Origin of the sequence: Candidatus Thermodiscus eudorianus (assembly GCA_015521085.1) — an archaeon.
Classification (GTDB): Archaea; Thermoproteota; Thermoprotei_A; order Sulfolobales; family Acidilobaceae; genus Thermodiscus; species Thermodiscus eudorianus.
Genome location: WAOW01000005.1, coordinates 75,789 through 93,069 on the forward strand (window position 1 = coordinate 75,789; position 17,281 = coordinate 93,069).

Sequence of the window (17,281 nt, forward strand, 5' to 3'; positions counted from 1 at the left end):
ACTGGTGCTTTGGAATGGGTAGGAGGAGGAAGAGGAGGAAGAGGATAGTAAAGAAGCGTACACTGCCGCCGAGATACTTCCAGTGCCCCCGATGCGGTAGCATGACCCTCACGGTGGACTTTAAGAAGAGTGGAGAGCCCAGGACCAAGCTAGCCATAGTCCGCTGTGGCACATGTGGCCTCTACTGCGAGCTCAAGGTTCCTGACGTGTTTGATAGGGTTGATGTTTACAACAAGATCGTTGACATGGTATACGAGGACCGGCTAGAGGAGTGCTCGCAGGGAGAGTCTGGAGGAGAGGAAGTGGTAGAGTATGAAGGGGAAGCTTCTGAACTGGCTGAAGGAGAAGAGGAGGAAGAGTAGACTACACTTCACACTAATCGACCCAGACAAGGACTCCCCCGCGTCGGCCCTGGAGAGGGCTAAGAGGGCCAGGGATGCGGGTACCGATGCCATACTAGTAGGGGGCTCCACGGGAGTCCACGAGCCTGCCCTGTCAAAGACCGTCGAGGCGGTGAAGAACGCGGGGCTACCAGTCATATTATTCCCAGGCAACCTCAATGGGCTGACGCCGAAAGCCGATGCAGTCCTATTCATGACCCTCCTGAACAGCGAAGACGTATACTATCTCTCAGGCGTGCAGGTCCAGGCCGCGCCACTAGTGCTCAAGATGGAGCTCGAACCCATACCCACGGCATACATTATAGTCGGATACGGGGGCGCCGCCGGATACATAGGGAGGGCCAGGCCAATACCCTACGAGCACCCAGAACTCGTCGCCATCCACGCCCTCGCTGGAGCCATGATGGGTGCAGAAGTGATATACCTGGAGGCTGGAAGCGGTGCGCCCAACCCGGTCCCCCCAGAAGCCGTATCCTACACTAAGAGTCTACTAGTCCAGGCTGGGCTAGGCCCCCTGCTCCTAGTCGGGGGCGGGGTGAGGGACCCCCAGACGGCTAGGGAACTCGCATCCGCCGGGGCAGACGGGCTCGTAACAGGGACCCTTGCAGAGAAGAGGCCGGAGATGCTAGAGGAGGTAATAGGAGCTTTCAAGAAGGGCTAGGAGGGTCCCTCGCGGCATCCAGCTAATTTAATGTCGAGACCGTACTTCGAGAGCACGGCGTCCTCAACGTCCACGCCCACCAGGTTCGCTATGCTGATAGTCCAGGCCAACACGTCTGCCACCTCCTCCCTAATCCTCTCGGGCCTCCCACTCCTAAGGGCCTCGGCGAGCTCGCCGACCTCCTCCACGAGCCACGAAAACGTCTCGAAGAGACCCCTCTCCCTATCCCTCTCAAGGTACGAAGCCCTCATAGCCTCCGCAAAGCATCTCAGGGTCAGGGCCAATACGTCGACACCCAGCAACGGTATGCCCGGTTAAGTTAATTTAGCCTCCTCAACCAACCCTTGGAAACCCGGGGTGTACAGGCTATGGCAAAGAAGAGGAAGAGGGAAGGCGGCCCCATGAGCGCCGCGGGACTAATAGCCTTCTACGATGAATACGAGGGCAAGATAAAGATGAGCCCCACGACCCTCGTCCTGGCATCAACCATCTTCGCCGCCATAGTAGTCATCGCCCACATGATCTTCTAGAGCCAACATCCTCCTAACCATAACAGCCAGGCCCCCAGTCAACACCTCCCACACAATAGCCGCCACGTCCCCTGGACTCAGAGACCCCGAGAGGTCCCTGAAACGCCCCTCCCTCAACGCTATCCTAACCGCATAGACATGCGTGCAGCCAGCGACCCCCCTCCTACTAGTCCTCATCGTGAACCCGGGGCAACTACAGTAATGGCCGTCGACTAGCAGGTAATCCCCGTGATCGCCCAGGTACACCATCAAGGGAGGGTCCCTCCACAAGCGGACGAACCTGTTAGAGTAGGCCAGGGCCCTCACCTTCTCGGCCCACTGGCCTGGGGGGTCCGAGGACAGGAGCTCTTCTACGGACTCATAGGGTGTGGGGTCGCTCGAACCTTAACACCTCCCATCCACAATCGTCCCGGCCGACCACGACGTAATCAGTATAGCCTATGAAGAGGCCCGTCTCGACCACACCCGGTATACTGCGTAGGAACCCCTCAACCTCCAGAGGGTCCCTCAGGGGACCCGTGTGGACATCCACGATGACCCCTCCCCAGTCGCTGATCACAGGACCATCCTTGCCGCCACCAGTCCGTGGAGCGGTATCGGGGAACCTCCTACGTATAGCCTCGACCACGGGGGTTAACGCGTCCCTCACGACCTCGACCGGGATCGGCCTCCTGGAGCCCAGCCTGGGGACGAGCTTCTCCCCCGTGACTATGAATATGTTCAGCCTACTCCTACTAGCCAGTATCTTCTCCCCGAGGAGCGCCGCCCCCCGGCCCTTGACCAGGTTGCCCCTCGGATCCACCTCGTCGGCTCCATCGATATAGACGTCTAGTACCGGGGCTACGCTGGGATGCACCGGGGCATAACCCCTATCAGCCAGCATCAACGCCGAGGCCAGGCTCGACGAGGCTACCACGGAGGGTTTTATGCCCGTAGAGGGGAGCACCTCTATCAGCTGGGCGACAGTGGACCCCGTGCCCACGCCGATTCTCTCGACTTCTACGCCTAGATCACTGACAAGCTGCAGAGCTCCTAGCGCGGCCGCCCTCTTAGCGTTGCAACCCTCCAGGACAACGCACCCACGTCTACCACGTATTCCCCCCGGGATATTATTGTGGGCGTCTACACGGCTCCAGTGGAAACGGAGGGGTCCTTTTATATCCCACGCTCCAGGCTAATGCCACCCCCTCGCCCCACCAGTTCCACTGGATCCTACTCCCCCTTGTTGCGAGGACCGGACACCACATATAAATAATTATTTTTCATATCATATATTCATTTATACTCATTATGCAAACATCATAAACAACAGCCACGAAAAGCATCGGTCAACGCAATCAATCTCAACAATTCTCCACTTGAAGGCAGGGGGTCCCCCCGCTAATACCCTCATGCTCCACTTGAAACAGGGGGGTTGTAAACCAATGGTTTACAATACTCCCACCCATAGGAGAGTGGAGGAGGCTCAGCTTCCTGGCTGACAACACACTCCACAGGCATCGAGGCGGGGGTCCCTCCTCCCACGGCTGGCTCCCACCAGTTGTACTTGGTGAGATGCCTAGCCGACGAGACGGGAGGGGTGTACCGGCCTGGTGTGAGTGGTCGAGGGACCCTCACCCTGACTGGCCTGGCACGGGGATCCCTATACCCGCATCTCTCGCACCGGTACCCCTTCCCTTTCCCCATACTCTTCATGCGGGACCCGCACCTAGGACACCTAGGGGCCAGGTATACTTCCTCGCTGGCTAGCCTATAGACGACCAATACGTCGACTGCTATAGTGTTCCCCCTGCTCCTGGGCACGACCCCGCCCTCGACCCCGATGAGGTCGCCCTCCACCAGCATCCGGGCCACTTCCCGCAGAGGGCCTGTTTCCCTGTAGAAGGCTAGAGGGACCCTCCCCCACTGGGCGTCGAGCTCTACGATCACGTGGCCTCCGGGGAGCTCTCTAGGCCTCTTAGCTACTACACCCCTGAGCTTGACGTAGTTGTAGGGTCTGAGGGGGACCCTCAGGGGACCCGCCCCCGTGTGTTGGTTCGTCCTGTAGAGCACCCAGCCAGCGGGCTCCTCGCATAACAGCCTCGAAGCCTTTCCAAGGCATGTAGGCTCGGCCCCCCGGAAGCCTATGAGCACGGGGTCGGGCCCCCCGGGGGCGGCTACTAGCTTGCCAGTGACCAGGTCGTAGTTGGCATATTCGCACGGGGGCAGTTTGGCCTCGTCCATGGGATCGCCTCTCACGCATCGATCCTCTCCAAGCTTCTCTACGCGCCTGTATGCTATGAGCTCGAACGTGTAGGGGTCCCAGGGCGCCAGAGCCGCCAGCGAGAGGATGGCGCCGACGAGCCCGCTACCTCTCCTCGCTGTTATGCCTAGTCTAGCCGCTGCTTCCTCGGCCAGCTCTACAGGTATGAATTCCCTCCTACCCCTGTGGTAGAGGATTCTGAGTAGAGGGACCCTCCAGGGCTCTGTTCCCCTGTAGAGCGCGAGCCCGGGCGACTTGCCGGGGGCTTTTACAGGCATGTAGCCGTCGATTACCCCGTTGATCATCTCGTAGAGATCCTCATAGTCTAGCCTCGTGTATCCTCTTATGACTACTGCCGCGTTGCCCCGGGTCTTCCTGGGGACCACGGGGTTGAGCCTCACGAGTAGGGGATAGTCTGCCAGTACCACGTGGTCCCGCAGCCTTGAGAGGATGATCCATGCTAGGTGCGTGGTGCACCCGCCCCAGGGGGTGTCGGAGTCGTCAATGGCTATGGTGAAGGGGTGTGGGAAAGAATCCGGGTTTGCCGTGGGAGTCGTCAATCCCGGCGACCGGGGGATCTACTAGGAGGCTATTCCTTCTTCTTATGCATTACCACGATGCTGGTCATGCTACTCTTTACTCCGTCCATCCGCCTTATCTTCTCTGTTATCAGGGTCCTCAGGGAGTCCATGGTGTCGGCCTCTATGACTGCTATGACGTCGTGGACCCCGTAGACCATGTATACCTCCTTGACCTCTGGTAGCTCGAAGAGCTTCTCGAAGATCTCGTTCTCCTTCCCGACCTCGACGTTTATCATCACGATAGCGAGCGCCATGGCGTACACCTCGATTCCTACACTTAAAATATACTAGCCCCGGGCTACTATAAAGGTTTCCAGGACTCTATCGCCGCTATGATCGATTCCCTCACCCCGGCGTCCATGGAGGCGAACTTCTCTAGGAGTGTGAACCGCTCCTCCACTCCCTTAGAGGAGATGTAAGCCTCTACCCCTCCATCACCACCCACGAGGACCTCGACGGGGAGCCACAGAGTCTCCGGGTATACCCTCACCCTATCCCCGGGCTCTAGGCCGAGAGCACGGGATGCATAGTATAGTATGAGCCGGGCTTCGAGCTCGGGCCCGCTCTTGACAGAAACCTTCGACCTGAAACCAGTCACCATAGCCTTCAGCAGACCCCTTACTCCCCCTATCTTGAACGTCGGCTTTGTCCTGGAAACTTCGCTAGCCCTCTCCAGGGCCTCAGTAATCTTCCTACCGTACTCGTCCGGCTTTGCCAGTGGTTCAAGGCGTGTGCCTCCCAGGGGCATCTTTATGAATCCGAGGTCTCTTGGCGTGGCCAATACTAGTATCCTAGTCCACAGGGCTCTTAGGGATAGATGTGTCTCGCCATAGAAGCGCTTTCCTCTACCCGTCTCGACGATATAATAGGGCAGGTATATTCTCGCCTTCATGGTCGACGCCGCGGAGGGCTTTCCGGCTCCAGGGCTAATAATTTTAGAGTCGAGGAGGGTATGGTTGTTAGGGGATGTAATACTGGCCGGGCGATGTTGTCCGGCCGCGATGACAGTATTGGTGGTTGGGTGTGCGCTGGCTTGCGGTGAAGCTGGTTAACTTCGTCATAGTACTAGTAATTGTAACATTCATTGTCGCCGCGATATTCGCCGGGCCACTGACCGAGAGACAGAAGCAGGCTCTCAGGCAAGAGATACAGCAGGAGGTTATCGCGCAACTCAGGTTGCCCGGGGGGCAGGAGCTCAAGAAGGAGATAATAAAGGAGTACATGGAGTATGCTAAGTCCCATGGACTCCCCATAAACAATGAAACCCTCGATAAGGACGCGTTGCGGTGGTATATAGACCAGTTGACTCAAGAGGAGATACACAACCGCGGGCTAGACAAGCCGTGGTACATAATAGCGACTAGGTATACCAAGACCATGCTTACCTTCGAACCAGTAAATTCCAGTGCCACACTGGAGACGAGGGGCTTCTTCTTCTACAAGCAGGGGGACAAGAACGCGTATCATATAATACTTGAGAGGGTCCCCTTCAGCGTCCTCCTATTCACGACATCGTCAACAATAGTGATCCTACTAGCAACACCACTAGCCCTCTACGCCGCCAGGAGACCCGGAGGTATACTCGACAACACGATAGTGGGGTGGAGCGTGTTCAGCGTCAGCATGCCCTGGTGGTGGCTCGCCATGGTCTTCATATTCTTCTTCACACAACGATACCACATCTTCCCAAAGGTGACGGAGAACTTCAATCCACACGACATAGGAAACCTACTCTCAAAGGCAGCACTCCCAGTGCTGACAGTCACCGTGCTCAGCGTAGGCGATACGGCGTACAGGATGAGGAACATCTTGTTGGACGTCTTCAACGAGGACTTCGTAATGGTAGCTAGGGCAAAAGGCCTGCCGGAGCCAACAGTCCTGAGGAAGCACGTGCTACGGGCAGCCGCACCGCCAATAGTAACAATAGTACTCTTCTCAATCGTCCTAAGCGTCTTCGCTGGAGCAATAATCACGGAGTTGATATTCGAGTGGCCGGGCCTAGGGAAGCTCTACTGGGACGCCATCTCCGCCAATGACGTGGCAGTCCTAACGGTCCTAACGTATGTGACGACGCTCCTCTACCTAGTGACCAGGCTAGTCCTGGACATACTGTACACACTACTAGATCCGAGGATCAAGAGGGCGTGAGGGGGTGATGTGATTGTTCGAGAACTTCAAGTCTAACATGAAGATCGTGCTCCGAACCTGGAGCGGTAAAGTAGGGGTCGCCCTCCTGCTAATCCAGGTAATCCTGGCATTCTACGCGGTGGCGGCATATTACCCCGACGGGATGAAGCTGTATGAACAGGGTAAGCAGGCATACTACCCCTACAAGTATCCTGCAACAGTCCCTCCGTGCTGGGTCGTCAAAGACAAGTTCAATACCATAACCCAGGCTAAGGAGGACTTAAAGGTCCATCAAGAAGTCATGAGCAAGATTCCCGAGGACCTACGTATAGTAGCGCCAGACCTCTACGATATACTAGACAAGCAACTAACACCAATACTCCAAACCGGCTTCTACAAAGTAGTCTACTACGACTATGAGGGAACAATCAACATAACTAGCCACTCACTGCCAAGCGATGTAAGACTACTCCTGACACTAAAGATCCCCACAGACCTCCAAGCCTCAGGCCAGGTAGTAGTCACCTCCGCCTGGATGTACATAGAGAGGCCTGATAGCGAAGCAATCAATTTCATCCCAGTAATATTCTTCCAGGGACAACTCTACAGTCAAGGACAAAACGCGACCAACGTGCTAACCATATACGGCTCGGTTATAAAGAAGACGGTGGAGGGCAACGTTACCTACAATGCAAGAGCCGAGACCCTATCCAACTACAAGAATTCACCCTACCTCGCATCTACACTAGACAAGACCCTCTCCAGACTATACGAGATACTAGGGATACAAGCATCTAACCAAACCCTCCTCGACCCTAGAATGCTATTCGCAACAGTAGACAATGGCAAGATCACAGGCCTCAGCGGTACATACAAGGTGCACATAGGCATGTATGCAGTCGTCTTGGCCAACGCCGCCGATGCCGCCAAGAACGGTATGGGTATAGTACACTACAAGTTCAGGTTAATGGGTAACTGCTACGGGTTCTTCGGGACTGACGTCTACTCTAGGCCCATCGGCCTAGGCCTCCTACTAGGGCTCCCATACGCCTTCCTACTAGGCTTTACTGTAACCTTCGTCTCAACATTCATCGGCGCGATATATGGGACCCTGGCAGGGTACTGGAAGGATATAAAGGGAGAGATCCTAATGAGGATCGCCGACGTCATGTTATCCCTGCCATTCCTCCCAATACTAATTGCTATATCCTATGCCTTCGGCACCATCACCTTGAAGTCCCTGGCTCTAATCATGATCGCCCTTTCATGGGCAGGCCCCGTTATAGTAGTCAGGAGTATGGCCCTACAGATCTCGGAACAGTTATATATCGAGGCAGCCAAGGCCGTTGGAGTGTCGACGAAGAAGATAATATTCAAGCATATCTTCCCACAGATATACCCGTACACCATGGCTATAGCCGTACTATCAATCCCCGGGATTATAGTAGCAGAGGCAAGCCTAGCACTACTCGGCTTCGGCGATCCATCAGCCCCCACATGGGGTAAGATGCTGCAGTTGGCGTATAACGTCAAGGCTGTGACGACGGGATGGTGGTGGATGTACATATTCCCAGGCCTCGCATTAGTGATATTCTCGGCCACGTTCCTGTTAATTGGGAGAGCAATCGAGCCGATAGTGGCCCCGAAGCTGCAGAAGTAGTGTAGGATAGACAATTATTTATATCAAATTTCTTTTAATGATTGGTGGTATTCCAAATACTTTATAAAGCCCTTCCCACGATAATGTTACTATGACCGAATAATCATAGGGTGAGATGTGTTTGAAGAAGGCGGTAGCACTAATAATGATAGCATTATTCGTAATACCAGTCGCAGCCGGGCTAGTTAGCAGCGCGCAATACGTGCAAACGATCATAACGAAGAGGATAGAGGAGGACACCAACGCTATAGGGAGCCTACTAACGGGCGATACACAGGCAAGACTATTCCCGATAGGCGACCCAGACGCCGCAATGAGGCTAAAGGACGCTGGATTCGACCTAATAACACCATACAGCGGAATGGACAACCTACTACTCAACCCCAACCACTGCAGTGACGGGAGCCTAAACATTTTCGTAAACAGAAAGGCCAGGTTCGCACTACAGTTCCTAGTGCCGAGAAGCGACATCGTAGCAAACATATTCAAGGGCTTCGGAATACCACAGTACATACCATGGATACCCAATGATCCAGACTACCCATACCTAGTAGGAACAGCCCTAAAGATACAGTTCCTAATCGAGAACAAGGGCGAGGAGTACGGTAAGCAACTATTAGCAGAAGCACTACAAGAACTAGGAGCAACCAAGGGCAACGACGGTAAGTGGTACTACAATGGACAGCCGGTTACCGTGAAGTTCGTCATCAGGGTCGAGGACCAGAGAAAGGACATAGGAGAACTCGTGGCACACAAGCTAGAAGAGGTAGGACTAACCGTAGACTACCTCTACAAGGACTTCAGCGGAGCAATCCAGCTAGTCTACTACGGAGACCCGAGCGCCTGTGAGTGGCAGATCTACACTGAGGGCTGGGGAATCACCGGAATGACCAAGTACGACTACGGTAACTTCGTGTGGTTCTACACCGGATACTGGGGTGGCGTCCCAGACGTATCCTGGGGCGGCGACTACCAGAACAAGACCCTGGACAAGCTCGGAGAGTGGCTAGACACTGGCAACTACACGAGCGAAGACCAGTTCTGGCAGATGATAAACGAGGGCGTATGGATGGGCTTCCAGGAGTCCATAAGGATATTCATAGTACAGACAGCTGACATCCTAGTCGTCTCAAAGGACCTAGGCGGCATAGTCCAGAGCCCCAAGGCCACACCATGGAACGAGTTCACCTATGTCAGCCTACAATACTCCAAGGGCGACACCGTCAAGTTCAGCAACAGGTACGTCTACAAGGAAGGATGGGTATGGAACCCAGTAGGCGGATTCGCCGACATGTATAGCGCAATAGCAGTCAGGGCAGCGGTATACTTCCCATTCGGAGTACAGTCAAGGATAACCGACGGACAGCCAGGCTGGAGCCCACTTGGCAGCACAACGTGGAAGGTAGAGAAGAACGCGACAATCCCCGACGACGCAATACTCTATGACCCAGCCCAGCACAAGTTCGTGACAGCCGCTGAGGCAGGAGTAGCCGGAGAGAAGGTGGCCAACGAAGTCATACTAAACTACAAGATACTACCACAAGTCACATTCCACGACAACACCCAAATGACCCTAGCAGACTTGATAGCACCACTAGCCGTGATATTCGAGTGGGGTACGGACACCAGCACCAACACAACGCAAGACCCGTGGTTCGAGAAGAGAGTCGCTAGGAACTACGCCACAACACTCTCAACGCTCAAAGCCGTGAAGATAATCAACGAGACTGCAATAGCTGTCTACACAGACTACGACCACATAGACCCAGGAATCGTAGCTGCCACAGCCGACAGATGGAGCGTCACTCCACTAGAGCTACTAGCTGCCATGGACCTACTAGTAAGGAGCAGCCCCAACTACGTATGGGACTACAGGAGCCAGAACCCAGACCAGGGCATCTACGCAGTGCACCTGATAGACCCGACACAGGTAGAGAAGATGGTCCAGCTAATACAGAACGCGACCGACAACCCACAGCCATCATGGGTCCAGGACCTAATCAACATGGGCCTACTAACACTAGACGAATGGAGGCAGAGAGTCAACAACCTAATAGCATTCGCTAACGAGTACAACCACCTACTGATCGGAGAGGGACCCTACTATCTAGAGAGCTATGATAGCGTGAACGACCAGGTAACACTCAAGAGGTGGAGCGCGTTCCCACTCGACCCAGCAAAGCTCTACCAGGAGCTACAGCCCAAGAGCGTGTCAATATCAACAACCGTATTACCGGTGACGCCTAACACTGCAGGCAGTATAGTTGCGACGATAACCGTAGAGGTCAACGGACAGCCAGCTACAATGGATGATGTAGAGCCATTCGCAGTACTGATAAACCTTGACACGTTCGACTCCATATTCCTGAAGTTCACCCAGACAGCACCTGGCCAGTTCCAGGTGGTACTACCACAGGACATGCCTGAGGGCTACTACCAGCTAAGCGTGATGATCTACCCGAAGGGATACTCCAACCCTGGACTCGACAGTCAGGTAGTCCATCTAGTAAAGCCGCAGCCGACCACTACTACGACTACAACCACCACAACCACTACAACAACGACCACCAGTACAACCACTACTACGACTACAACCACCACGACCGCTGCACCGCAGCCGACCACTACTACGACTACAACCACCACAACCACGGCTGCTGGAGGAGTCAGTGGAACCACGATAGCAGCAATAATAATAGTAATAATAATACTAGCTGCAGCGTATTATTATCTGAGAAAGTAGACCAAATAATATTTCTTTTATTATAAACTTATTTTTTCTAAACCCCTCACACATTTATCCCTATCCAGTAAACTTACATTACCCCGGTTAAACCCTCTACCGGTGAGAGCTAGGATGTCAACAGTGCTGGAGGTGAACAACCTAAGAACATACTTCTTCACGCTCAGAGGAGTAGTACGAGCAGTAGATGGCGTCTCGCTGAAACTCAACAAAGGAGAAACCCTCGGAATAGTCGGTGAAAGCGGATGTGGAAAGAGCACCCTAGCATGGAGTCTAATGAAGCTAGTACCACCACCAGGTAAAATCATGAGCGGGTCGATAAAGATCGACGGAATGGACATCACGAAAATGAGCGAGTCGGAGGTTAGGAGGAAGATAAGGTGGAGGAAGATAAGCATGATATTCCAGGGGGCTATGAACGCGCTAAACCCCGTATACAAGGTCGGAGACCAGATAATAGAGCCGCTAACACACCACCTAAACCTGGAGAGAGAGGAAGCACTGGAGAAGGCTAAGGAGCTGGTCGAGGCAGTTGGGCTTCCCCCCGAAATCCTAGACAGGTACCCCCACGAGTTATCCGGGGGCCAGAAGCAGAGGATAGTTATTGCCATGGCCATAGCCATGGAGCCCGACATAGTGATAGCAGACGAGCCTACAACCGCTCTCGACGTAGTCGTCCAAGCACAGATACTAAATCTGATGAAGAAGCTGCATAGGGAGAAGGGGATAAGCATAATCCTGATAACACACGACCTTGGGGTAGTAACTGAGTTATCGGAGAAAATAGCGGTAATGTACGCGGGTAAGATAGTCGAGTACGGTAAAGCCGAGGAGATATTCGAGAAACCGCTACACCCCTATACACAGGCCCTAATAAGAGCCGTGCCTAGACTCAAAGGTGATATTCACAAGCTAGAGTATATACCTGGCACCCCACCCGATCTCCGGAGACCTCCGCAAGGATGCAGGTTCCACCCCCGGTGCCCGAGGAAGTTCGAGCCCTGTGACAAGGACGAGCCCCCATTCGAGGAGGTAGAGAAGGGCCACTGGGTTGCATGCTGGCTTCACTCTAGGAGGTGAGTGTAGTTGAGCTTCTATCGTATAGAGCTGGGAGAGGAGATACTAAGGGTACATGACCTACACGTGTGGTTCCCGGTTAGGCGTGGGATAATCGATGTAATAACAGGAAAATCAAAGCTGTTCGTGAGGGCAGTTGATGGCGTATCCTTCAATTTAAGGGAGAGGGAGATCTTCTGCCTAGTAGGCGAGAGCGGGTGTGGGAAGACAACCACCGGTAAGGCTCTGATGAAACTGGTTCCTATAACAAAGGGAAAGGCGTTCTTCAAGCCGAGAGAGGTAACCCTAGAGAGGCTTGAGAAGCTGGGCGTAAGACCCAGCGATGGAGGCTGGGTCGAGATATTATCCCTGCCGGAGAAGAGATACAAGCCCATCAGGAGAGATATACAGATGATATACCAGGACCCCTATGGGAGCCTGAATCCCAGGTTCAGGGTCAAAGACATCCTAGAGGAACCGCTCCTAGTCCACGGAATAGGGGGTTCGAAGGAGGAGAGACTAGAGCTGATAGCTAAAACACTTGAAGGCGTAAAGCTAACCCCCGCATCAGACTTCATAGACAGGTATCCCCACCAGCTGAGCGGAGGACAAAGGCAGAGAGTAGCGATAGCCAGGGCCATAATATCAAATCCAAGGCTAATAGTAGCTGATGAACCGGTGTCGATGCTCGACGTATCCATAAGGGCAGAGATCCTGGAGGTCCTGCTAGACCTCAGGAAAACCACCGGGGTATCATACATATTCATTACACACGACCTAGCAGTCGCCCGCTACATATGCGATAGAATCGCCGTAATGTACCTAGGCAAGATAGTGGAGCTAGGCGATGCAAGAGAGGTCATCGCAGACCCCCTACACCCCTACACAAGGGCGCTAATAGCGGCTATACCAGATCCGGACCCCTCAAACAGGATAGGCTACAGAGAGCTCCCCGTGAAAGGAGAAGTACCAAACGCGATAAACATACCACCCGGCTGCAGGTTCCATCCACGCTGCCTAAGCTATGATGCGGAGGCAGAGAAGAAGAGTGAGATCGCCAAGCTATGCCCAGTCAAGGAGCCTCCACTAGCTGAGGTTAAGAAAGACCACTATGTTGCATGCTGGCTACATGAAGCCGTTAGACGGGCTGCCACGGGATCGGGCCTCAGTTAAAGGAATTATCCCCACTAGCCGGTCGGGCTGGGGAGTATACTTCATCAGCCCCCAACAGTATTTCTATAGAAAGCCCATGTAAATGTTTCCCTGGGGGTCGAGAGGGTGAAGATAAACAGGGAAGCATCGTATATACCACACATCGTAATAGAGAACCTGATGGAGATCCACGCAGCCTTAGACCCCGATACAGGGCACATTATATGCCATTACAGGCCTATCGGGCTAACAACAATAGAATTAGCCGGAGAAAAATACCCAGGCCTGAGAATAGGCGACTGCACAACCCTAGTCACAGACAAAGAAGCGGTCGAAAAGATAATAGACGAGTCGCAGCCATACCCTCTAACCACAATGCAGTCCAGAGAGCGCAAGGATAAGCATGCATTCCCGCTCCACGAAATCGGAAGTGTCCTATCGCTGCTCAAAGAATCCGTTAGCATTGAGGTCAGGAAGACGAACGACGACAGATATATTATATTTATAATAAATTATAATAATTATAATTATGTGATTATTGTGGGGAAGTGCGAGAGCCACGATGAAGAACAAGACCTCCTACGAGTATAGGCAAAACCTAGAACAACCACTATCAGATCCCATACTCAAGTATTACAAATGCAACTCCCTATTCTCTTTTCTACTACCATATTTAATTTAATTTCAAAACCGGCCTTAGTTCAGAGCCCAGTAACTCCGAGAGGATCCAGAAGGAGGGAGTTGCAGGACTACAATAGCTACTATTTCTGGCTCGCTAACAATAAACAATAACCTCTTTAGAATACCGTTCTCATCGAAACCATCTCTCCTATACTTCCTAGCTATTTTAGCTAGAGACAATTAAAGGAGTATATCCTTCCTGGGAATCCAGGAGCTACCTCACGACGGATGTAGATATGTGCCCCGCTCTTTTGCGATTCTAACTAGAATCTCGTAGAGACTCTTCTTCGCCTTAATAGTCTCTGACAATTCCACATCTCAAAGCTCCTGTACGAAACACCTCCTCACATCCTTTACCAGGCCCAGGGATTTGCACCCCGGACCTCCGCCGTGTGAGAACACATAGATATGTATAAAGTTCACATTTTAGCATTATGGATATCCAGATTGATATTAACAACCATGCGTTATGAATGATTGCTAGATAGAGTCCTCCGCCCCAAGAGTTAGAGGATTCTTTACTTTAAGTCAAAAATATTTCTTAATTCCTCCTTAACCTTAAGTAGAGACTCTTCAGCAAGCCTGCCAGCGGCCTTCACAACTAATTTCTTCTCCGCCGTAAAGATGCTTGAACAGTCTATATAGCTTGGCTCCTTCTTTAAACGACCAATAGCTAAGTCTAATTGCGTTATCGGTATTCTATGCAGGCCAGAGGAGCCGGTTATCTTCGCCACTATCATATCATCGTCTAAGTCTACTGCATTTAATACTAAGACCGGTCTCAGTTTAGAGCCTAGTAAGTCTGTGAAGGGAAGCTCTAGGACAACAATATCTCCTTAGCCTATATTTCGAAGAGTTCTTCGACATCTTCACCCTCCCTTAAAAGCCTAAGATAGGAGTAGAGCTTCTCTGCATCGACGCCCTCAACTTCGACTATCTTTATCTTGACCTTCTTACCTTCAAGCTCCGTTAAGGGCTTAAGCGGAATAATCACACCGCCCTTAACAATACCCTCTACCTCAGACATCTTCGAAGACCCACATGTTACTGCTGCTATAGGAGGGTAATCAAGTTAGCCTAAACTATTCTCTAATTTTGATAATGATGCGGGAGCTAATGCGATATTTATGTCTGATAGTGTGTCTGTGGGTTTGAACCCCCGCAGCCTCTACCGTGCGGGAGCTCATAGATATGCAACAAATTCATATAACAGATATGCATGGAGTCTAAAAATAATAGCAGCAATGATATCATTTTAGATATCATTTACCATCAGATATGCATAAACTAGTTACAGTAATAAAGCTAGGTTTAAGTTAGCTGAGTTTACCAGGTACAACATGGGTAGGAGCCGATGGCTGGTGCTGAAGAGAGAATAGTTGTTAACCCGAAAATTATGGGTGGCAAGCCTGTTATAAAAGGGTCAAGAATCCCCGTCTACTTTATACTAGAGCTTATCGCTAGCGGATGGTCAATTGACGATATACTAAAGGAGTACCCACACCTCACGCGGGAGGATGTGTTAGCGGCAGTGAGATACGCTGCTAGAGTGCTGAGGGAGGAAGTTGTCGTCAAAGCCTAAAATCCTGGCCGACGAAACATTCCAAGAACTACCATACAGTCCCTCAGAAGCCTAAACTACGACGTGGTATCCGTCTGGGAAGTAAATCCTGGTATTAGTGATGAGCAGGTAGTACAACTCTCAATAAAAGAAAAGAGAATAATTATAACATTTGACAAGGACTTCGGAAGAATGGCCCTCACTAATCCTAACGTGCCAGGCGTCATGCTAATGCGAATTCGACCTGTGAATCCAGAGTATATCACAAATCGAATAATCTCCGCTCTCAAGTCAGTGGAGAATCCTTATGACAAACTAATTGTAGTTCGTAGGAACACTGTAAGGATAATTCCGTTAAGATAGGTAATGATAAAGTTTGGTGGACCCGGGGGGATTTGAATCCCGAAATCTCTCTGCCGTGTGAGAACACATAGATATGTAAAGGTTCATATCCAGAGTATGCATGTAATCCAAACATAATAGCAGGAGGAATATCCAAGCCGATATCATCTATCATCAGATATGCATGGCTCTCGTAAGTCCAACTAATTTATACGAGGAACAAGTTGCTTCTATTTCTAATCTCCAATATAAATAACATTTTCCATATTTCTAAATAATTTATCTCCAGTAACTAGTTTGTCCTGCTTTAGCATTGCAATAGAATATACTATAGCATCAGCTAGGCTAGGTGTCCTTAACCTCAGCTTTTTAGATAGCTCTAATAGTTCCAGATATATTTCGGAGGCTTTTAGTGATATCTCTATATCGATTGTTACTACTTCCGTCTTGCCAACAATAAACAGTAACCTCTTTAGAATATCGTCCTCATTGAAACCTTCTCTTCTATATTTCCTAGCTACTTCCGCTAGTACTATCGATGGAGTAGATCCTTCCTGGGACTCCAGAAGCCGCTTCACGATAGCGCCCTTCTCACTACCTCTAAAATACTCAATCCACGCATATGTATCATATACAGGCAAATCGCTTATCCCCTATCTTCCATCCTATCCTTCTCCGTGTATGGCTTAACCTTGCCCCTGTCGATACCAAACATGTCCCTGGGAACACCAGCTTTTTCGAGAACTAACTCTTCTAACACTTTCTCTGGTGTAGACATGCCCTGCTCTCTTGCAATTCTAACCAGGATATCATATATACTCTTCTTCACCTTAATAGTCTCCGACAACTCCGCATCCCAAGCTTATGATAGGGAATGCCTCCTCATATCCTTTACTCGAAGCTCAGATATTTGAAGTACATGGAAAGTTCCCAAAGTGGTGGGCCCGCGGGGATTTGAACCCCGGACCTCCGCCGTGTGAGGGCGGCGTCCTAACCAGGCTAGACGACGGGCCCTCACGCCCCTGTTCGTGGTGGGCGTGCCCGGTTGAATGATTATAGGGTTGGTCGATTTATAGGCTTAGCCTTGTCTTTCTTCGCTACAAGCGGCTTTAACGATTATAATTGGATTTCTTATTTTTATTCCTTGCCTGTTTGCTTCTTGTATGGTTGCTTGGATTATTTCATTGGTGTACTCATTGTTTTCCAGGTCTTTTATCTCGCCGGTATCTTGGCACACGATGTTTATATGGGGGTGTGGGCTGTCTATGTGGGTTTCTCCGTTTGCTTCGAAGGTCGTTATTACTCCTGCCTCTTCTAGCATTTTCATGATCATGTAGGTTGTTGATACTCCTAGCCTGGGTAACTGTTTTGTGGCTAGCTGGTGTATTTCCTTGAAGGATGGATGATCCTTTACGTTGTCAAGGATTATTTTAGCTACTATTATTCTCTGTGGTGTCAACCTGTGCCCGAGCTTCTCTAGTATGCCCACTATGTTTTCTACACTGGTCTCGTCGTGATACCTGCTCATTAGGTCACTGCACCAT

General features: G+C 51.5%; 22 protein-coding genes and 1 tRNA gene. 11 read left to right on the top strand and 12 right to left on the bottom strand.

Annotated features, from left to right (window positions below; all coding sequences use genetic code 11):
• Positions 1–14: 14 nt before the first annotated feature.
• The gene (locus F7C38_03485) at positions 15–362 is read left to right on the top strand and encodes a hypothetical protein (protein MCE4600609.1); all 348 of its coding nucleotides are present in this window, start codon (positions 15–17) and stop codon (positions 360–362) included.
• Positions 313–1,062 (top strand): geranylgeranylglyceryl/heptaprenylglyceryl phosphate synthase, encoded by a 750-nt coding sequence (locus F7C38_03490; protein ID MCE4600610.1) that lies wholly within the window; start codon positions 313–315, stop codon positions 1,060–1,062. The genes F7C38_03485 and F7C38_03490 overlap by 50 nt, the downstream gene beginning before the upstream one ends.
• On the opposite strand, the gene F7C38_03495 is transcribed toward F7C38_03490, so the two are convergent.
• Positions 1,059–1,340 (bottom strand): nucleotide pyrophosphohydrolase, encoded by a 282-nt coding sequence (locus F7C38_03495; protein MCE4600611.1) that lies wholly within the window; start codon positions 1,338–1,340, stop codon positions 1,059–1,061. The two genes, F7C38_03490 and F7C38_03495, sit on opposite strands and share 4 nt — an antisense overlap.
• 90 nt (positions 1,341–1,430) lie before the next feature.
• Between F7C38_03495 and F7C38_03500 the strand changes: the two genes are divergently transcribed.
• Positions 1,431–1,592, top strand: a complete 162-nt coding sequence (locus F7C38_03500; protein ID MCE4600612.1) for a preprotein translocase subunit Sec61beta — start codon at positions 1,431–1,433, stop codon at positions 1,590–1,592.
• Here the strand turns inward: F7C38_03500 and F7C38_03505 are convergent.
• The 5 genes from F7C38_03505 to F7C38_03525 all read right to left on the bottom strand — a co-directional run bounded on the left by F7C38_03505 (position 1,545) and on the right by F7C38_03525 (position 5,307).
• Positions 1,545–1,898, bottom strand: coding sequence for a hypothetical protein (locus F7C38_03505; GenBank protein ID MCE4600613.1), 354 nt, complete (start codon positions 1,896–1,898; stop codon positions 1,545–1,547). The genes F7C38_03500 and F7C38_03505 overlap by 48 nt on opposite strands.
• A 52-nt stretch (positions 1,899–1,950) precedes the next feature.
• Entirely contained in the window at positions 1,951–2,619 is a 669-nt protein-coding gene (gene rpiA, locus F7C38_03510; protein ID MCE4600614.1) for a ribose 5-phosphate isomerase A, read from the bottom strand.
• Between the two features lie 362 nt (positions 2,620–2,981).
• Positions 2,982–4,394, bottom strand: coding sequence for a tRNA(Ile)(2)-agmatinylcytidine synthase (locus F7C38_03515; protein ID MCE4600615.1), 1,413 nt, complete (start codon positions 4,392–4,394; stop codon positions 2,982–2,984).
• Between the two features lie 29 nt (positions 4,395–4,423).
• Positions 4,424–4,669 carry an Lrp/AsnC ligand binding domain-containing protein gene (locus tag F7C38_03520; GenBank protein MCE4600616.1) on the bottom strand — a complete coding sequence of 82 codons (246 nt, stop codon included), beginning with the start codon at positions 4,667–4,669 and terminating at the stop codon, positions 4,424–4,426.
• 47 nt (positions 4,670–4,716) lie between these two features.
• The gene (locus F7C38_03525; GenBank protein MCE4600617.1) at positions 4,717–5,307 is read right to left on the bottom strand and encodes a hypothetical protein; all 591 of its coding nucleotides are present in this window, start codon (positions 5,305–5,307) and stop codon (positions 4,717–4,719) included.
• Positions 5,308–5,438: 131 nt separating this feature from the next.
• Between F7C38_03525 and F7C38_03530 the strand changes: the two genes are divergently transcribed.
• The 6 genes from F7C38_03530 to F7C38_03555 all read left to right on the top strand — a co-directional run bounded on the left by F7C38_03530 (position 5,439) and on the right by F7C38_03555 (position 13,744).
• Positions 5,439–6,563 (top strand): ABC transporter permease, encoded by a 1,125-nt coding sequence (locus F7C38_03530; protein ID MCE4600618.1) that lies wholly within the window; start codon positions 5,439–5,441, stop codon positions 6,561–6,563.
• Between the two features lie 13 nt (positions 6,564–6,576).
• Positions 6,577–8,202, top strand: coding sequence for an ABC transporter permease subunit (locus F7C38_03535; protein ID MCE4600619.1), 1,626 nt, complete (start codon positions 6,577–6,579; stop codon positions 8,200–8,202).
• 121 nt (positions 8,203–8,323) lie between these two features.
• Positions 8,324–10,945 (top strand): ABC transporter substrate-binding protein, encoded by a 2,622-nt coding sequence (locus tag F7C38_03540; protein ID MCE4600620.1) that lies wholly within the window; start codon positions 8,324–8,326, stop codon positions 10,943–10,945.
• Between the two features lie 114 nt (positions 10,946–11,059).
• Positions 11,060–12,025: an ABC transporter ATP-binding protein gene (locus tag F7C38_03545; GenBank protein MCE4600621.1), complete on the top strand. Its 966-nt coding sequence runs from the start codon at positions 11,060–11,062 to the stop codon at positions 12,023–12,025.
• Between the two features lie 6 nt (positions 12,026–12,031).
• Positions 12,032–13,174, top strand: a complete 1,143-nt coding sequence (locus tag F7C38_03550) for an ABC transporter ATP-binding protein (protein MCE4600622.1) — start codon at positions 12,032–12,034, stop codon at positions 13,172–13,174.
• 105 nt (positions 13,175–13,279) lie between these two features.
• Entirely contained in the window at positions 13,280–13,744 is a 465-nt protein-coding gene (locus F7C38_03555) for a hypothetical protein (GenBank protein MCE4600623.1), read from the top strand.
• A gap of 608 nt (positions 13,745–14,352) precedes the next feature.
• Here F7C38_03555 and F7C38_03560 read toward each other — a convergent pair.
• Together F7C38_03560 and F7C38_03565 are read right to left on the bottom strand one after the other, a co-directional pair.
• Positions 14,353–14,619 (bottom strand): type II toxin-antitoxin system PemK/MazF family toxin, encoded by a 267-nt coding sequence (locus F7C38_03560; protein ID MCE4600624.1) that lies wholly within the window; start codon positions 14,617–14,619, stop codon positions 14,353–14,355.
• Between the two features lie 56 nt (positions 14,620–14,675).
• The gene (locus F7C38_03565; protein MCE4600625.1) at positions 14,676–14,861 is read right to left on the bottom strand and encodes a DUF104 domain-containing protein; all 186 of its coding nucleotides are present in this window, start codon (positions 14,859–14,861) and stop codon (positions 14,676–14,678) included.
• Positions 14,862–15,188: 327 nt separating this feature from the next.
• Here F7C38_03565 and F7C38_03570 point away from each other — a divergent pair, with 327 nt between their 5' ends.
• The gene (locus tag F7C38_03570; GenBank protein MCE4600626.1) at positions 15,189–15,416 is read left to right on the top strand and encodes a DUF433 domain-containing protein; all 228 of its coding nucleotides are present in this window, start codon (positions 15,189–15,191) and stop codon (positions 15,414–15,416) included.
• Between the two features lie 63 nt (positions 15,417–15,479).
• On the top strand, positions 15,480–15,758 hold the full coding sequence (locus F7C38_03575; GenBank protein ID MCE4600627.1) for a DUF5615 family PIN-like protein: 279 nt from the start codon (positions 15,480–15,482) through the stop codon (positions 15,756–15,758).
• Positions 15,759–15,973: 215 nt separating this feature from the next.
• On the opposite strand, the gene F7C38_03580 is transcribed toward F7C38_03575, so the two are convergent.
• The 4 genes from F7C38_03580 to F7C38_03595 all read right to left on the bottom strand — a co-directional run bounded on the left by F7C38_03580 (position 15,974) and on the right by F7C38_03595 (position 17,265).
• On the bottom strand, positions 15,974–16,378 hold the full coding sequence (locus F7C38_03580) for a PIN domain-containing protein (protein MCE4600628.1): 405 nt from the start codon (positions 16,376–16,378) through the stop codon (positions 15,974–15,976).
• Between the two features lie 5 nt (positions 16,379–16,383).
• Entirely contained in the window at positions 16,384–16,566 is a 183-nt protein-coding gene (locus F7C38_03585; GenBank protein MCE4600629.1) for a hypothetical protein, read from the bottom strand.
• A 107-nt stretch (positions 16,567–16,673) separates the two neighbouring features.
• Positions 16,674–16,751 (bottom strand) — tRNA-Val (locus F7C38_03590).
• A gap of 64 nt (positions 16,752–16,815) precedes the next feature.
• Complete coding sequence (locus tag F7C38_03595) at positions 16,816–17,265, bottom strand: transcriptional repressor (protein MCE4600630.1); 450 nt, start codon at positions 17,263–17,265, stop codon at positions 16,816–16,818.
• Between the last annotated feature and the right edge of the window lie 16 nt (positions 17,266–17,281).

Excerpts from the sequence above, each read along its gene's own strand:
- F7C38_03490 (MCE4600610.1), top strand. The coding sequence starts at position 313 with ATGAAGGGGAAGCTTCTGAACTGGCTGAAGGAGAAGAGGAGGAAGAGT.
- F7C38_03485 (MCE4600609.1), top strand. The coding sequence starts at position 15 with ATGGGTAGGAGGAGGAAGAGGAGGAAGAGGATAGTAAAGAAGCGTACA.
- F7C38_03500 (MCE4600612.1), top strand. The coding sequence starts at position 1,431 with ATGGCAAAGAAGAGGAAGAGGGAAGGCGGCCCCATGAGCGCCGCGGGA.
- F7C38_03595 (MCE4600630.1), bottom strand. The coding sequence starts at position 17,265 with ATGAGCAGGTATCACGACGAGACCAGTGTAGAAAACATAGTGGGCATA.
- F7C38_03520 (MCE4600616.1), bottom strand. The coding sequence starts at position 4,669 with ATGGCGCTCGCTATCGTGATGATAAACGTCGAGGTCGGGAAGGAGAAC.
- F7C38_03525 (MCE4600617.1), bottom strand. The coding sequence starts at position 5,307 with ATGAAGGCGAGAATATACCTGCCCTATTATATCGTCGAGACGGGTAGA.
- F7C38_03545 (MCE4600621.1), top strand. The coding sequence starts at position 11,060 with ATGTCAACAGTGCTGGAGGTGAACAACCTAAGAACATACTTCTTCACG.
- F7C38_03565 (MCE4600625.1), bottom strand. The coding sequence starts at position 14,861 with ATGTCTGAGGTAGAGGGTATTGTTAAGGGCGGTGTGATTATTCCGCTT.
- F7C38_03570 (MCE4600626.1), top strand. The coding sequence starts at position 15,189 with ATGGCTGGTGCTGAAGAGAGAATAGTTGTTAACCCGAAAATTATGGGT.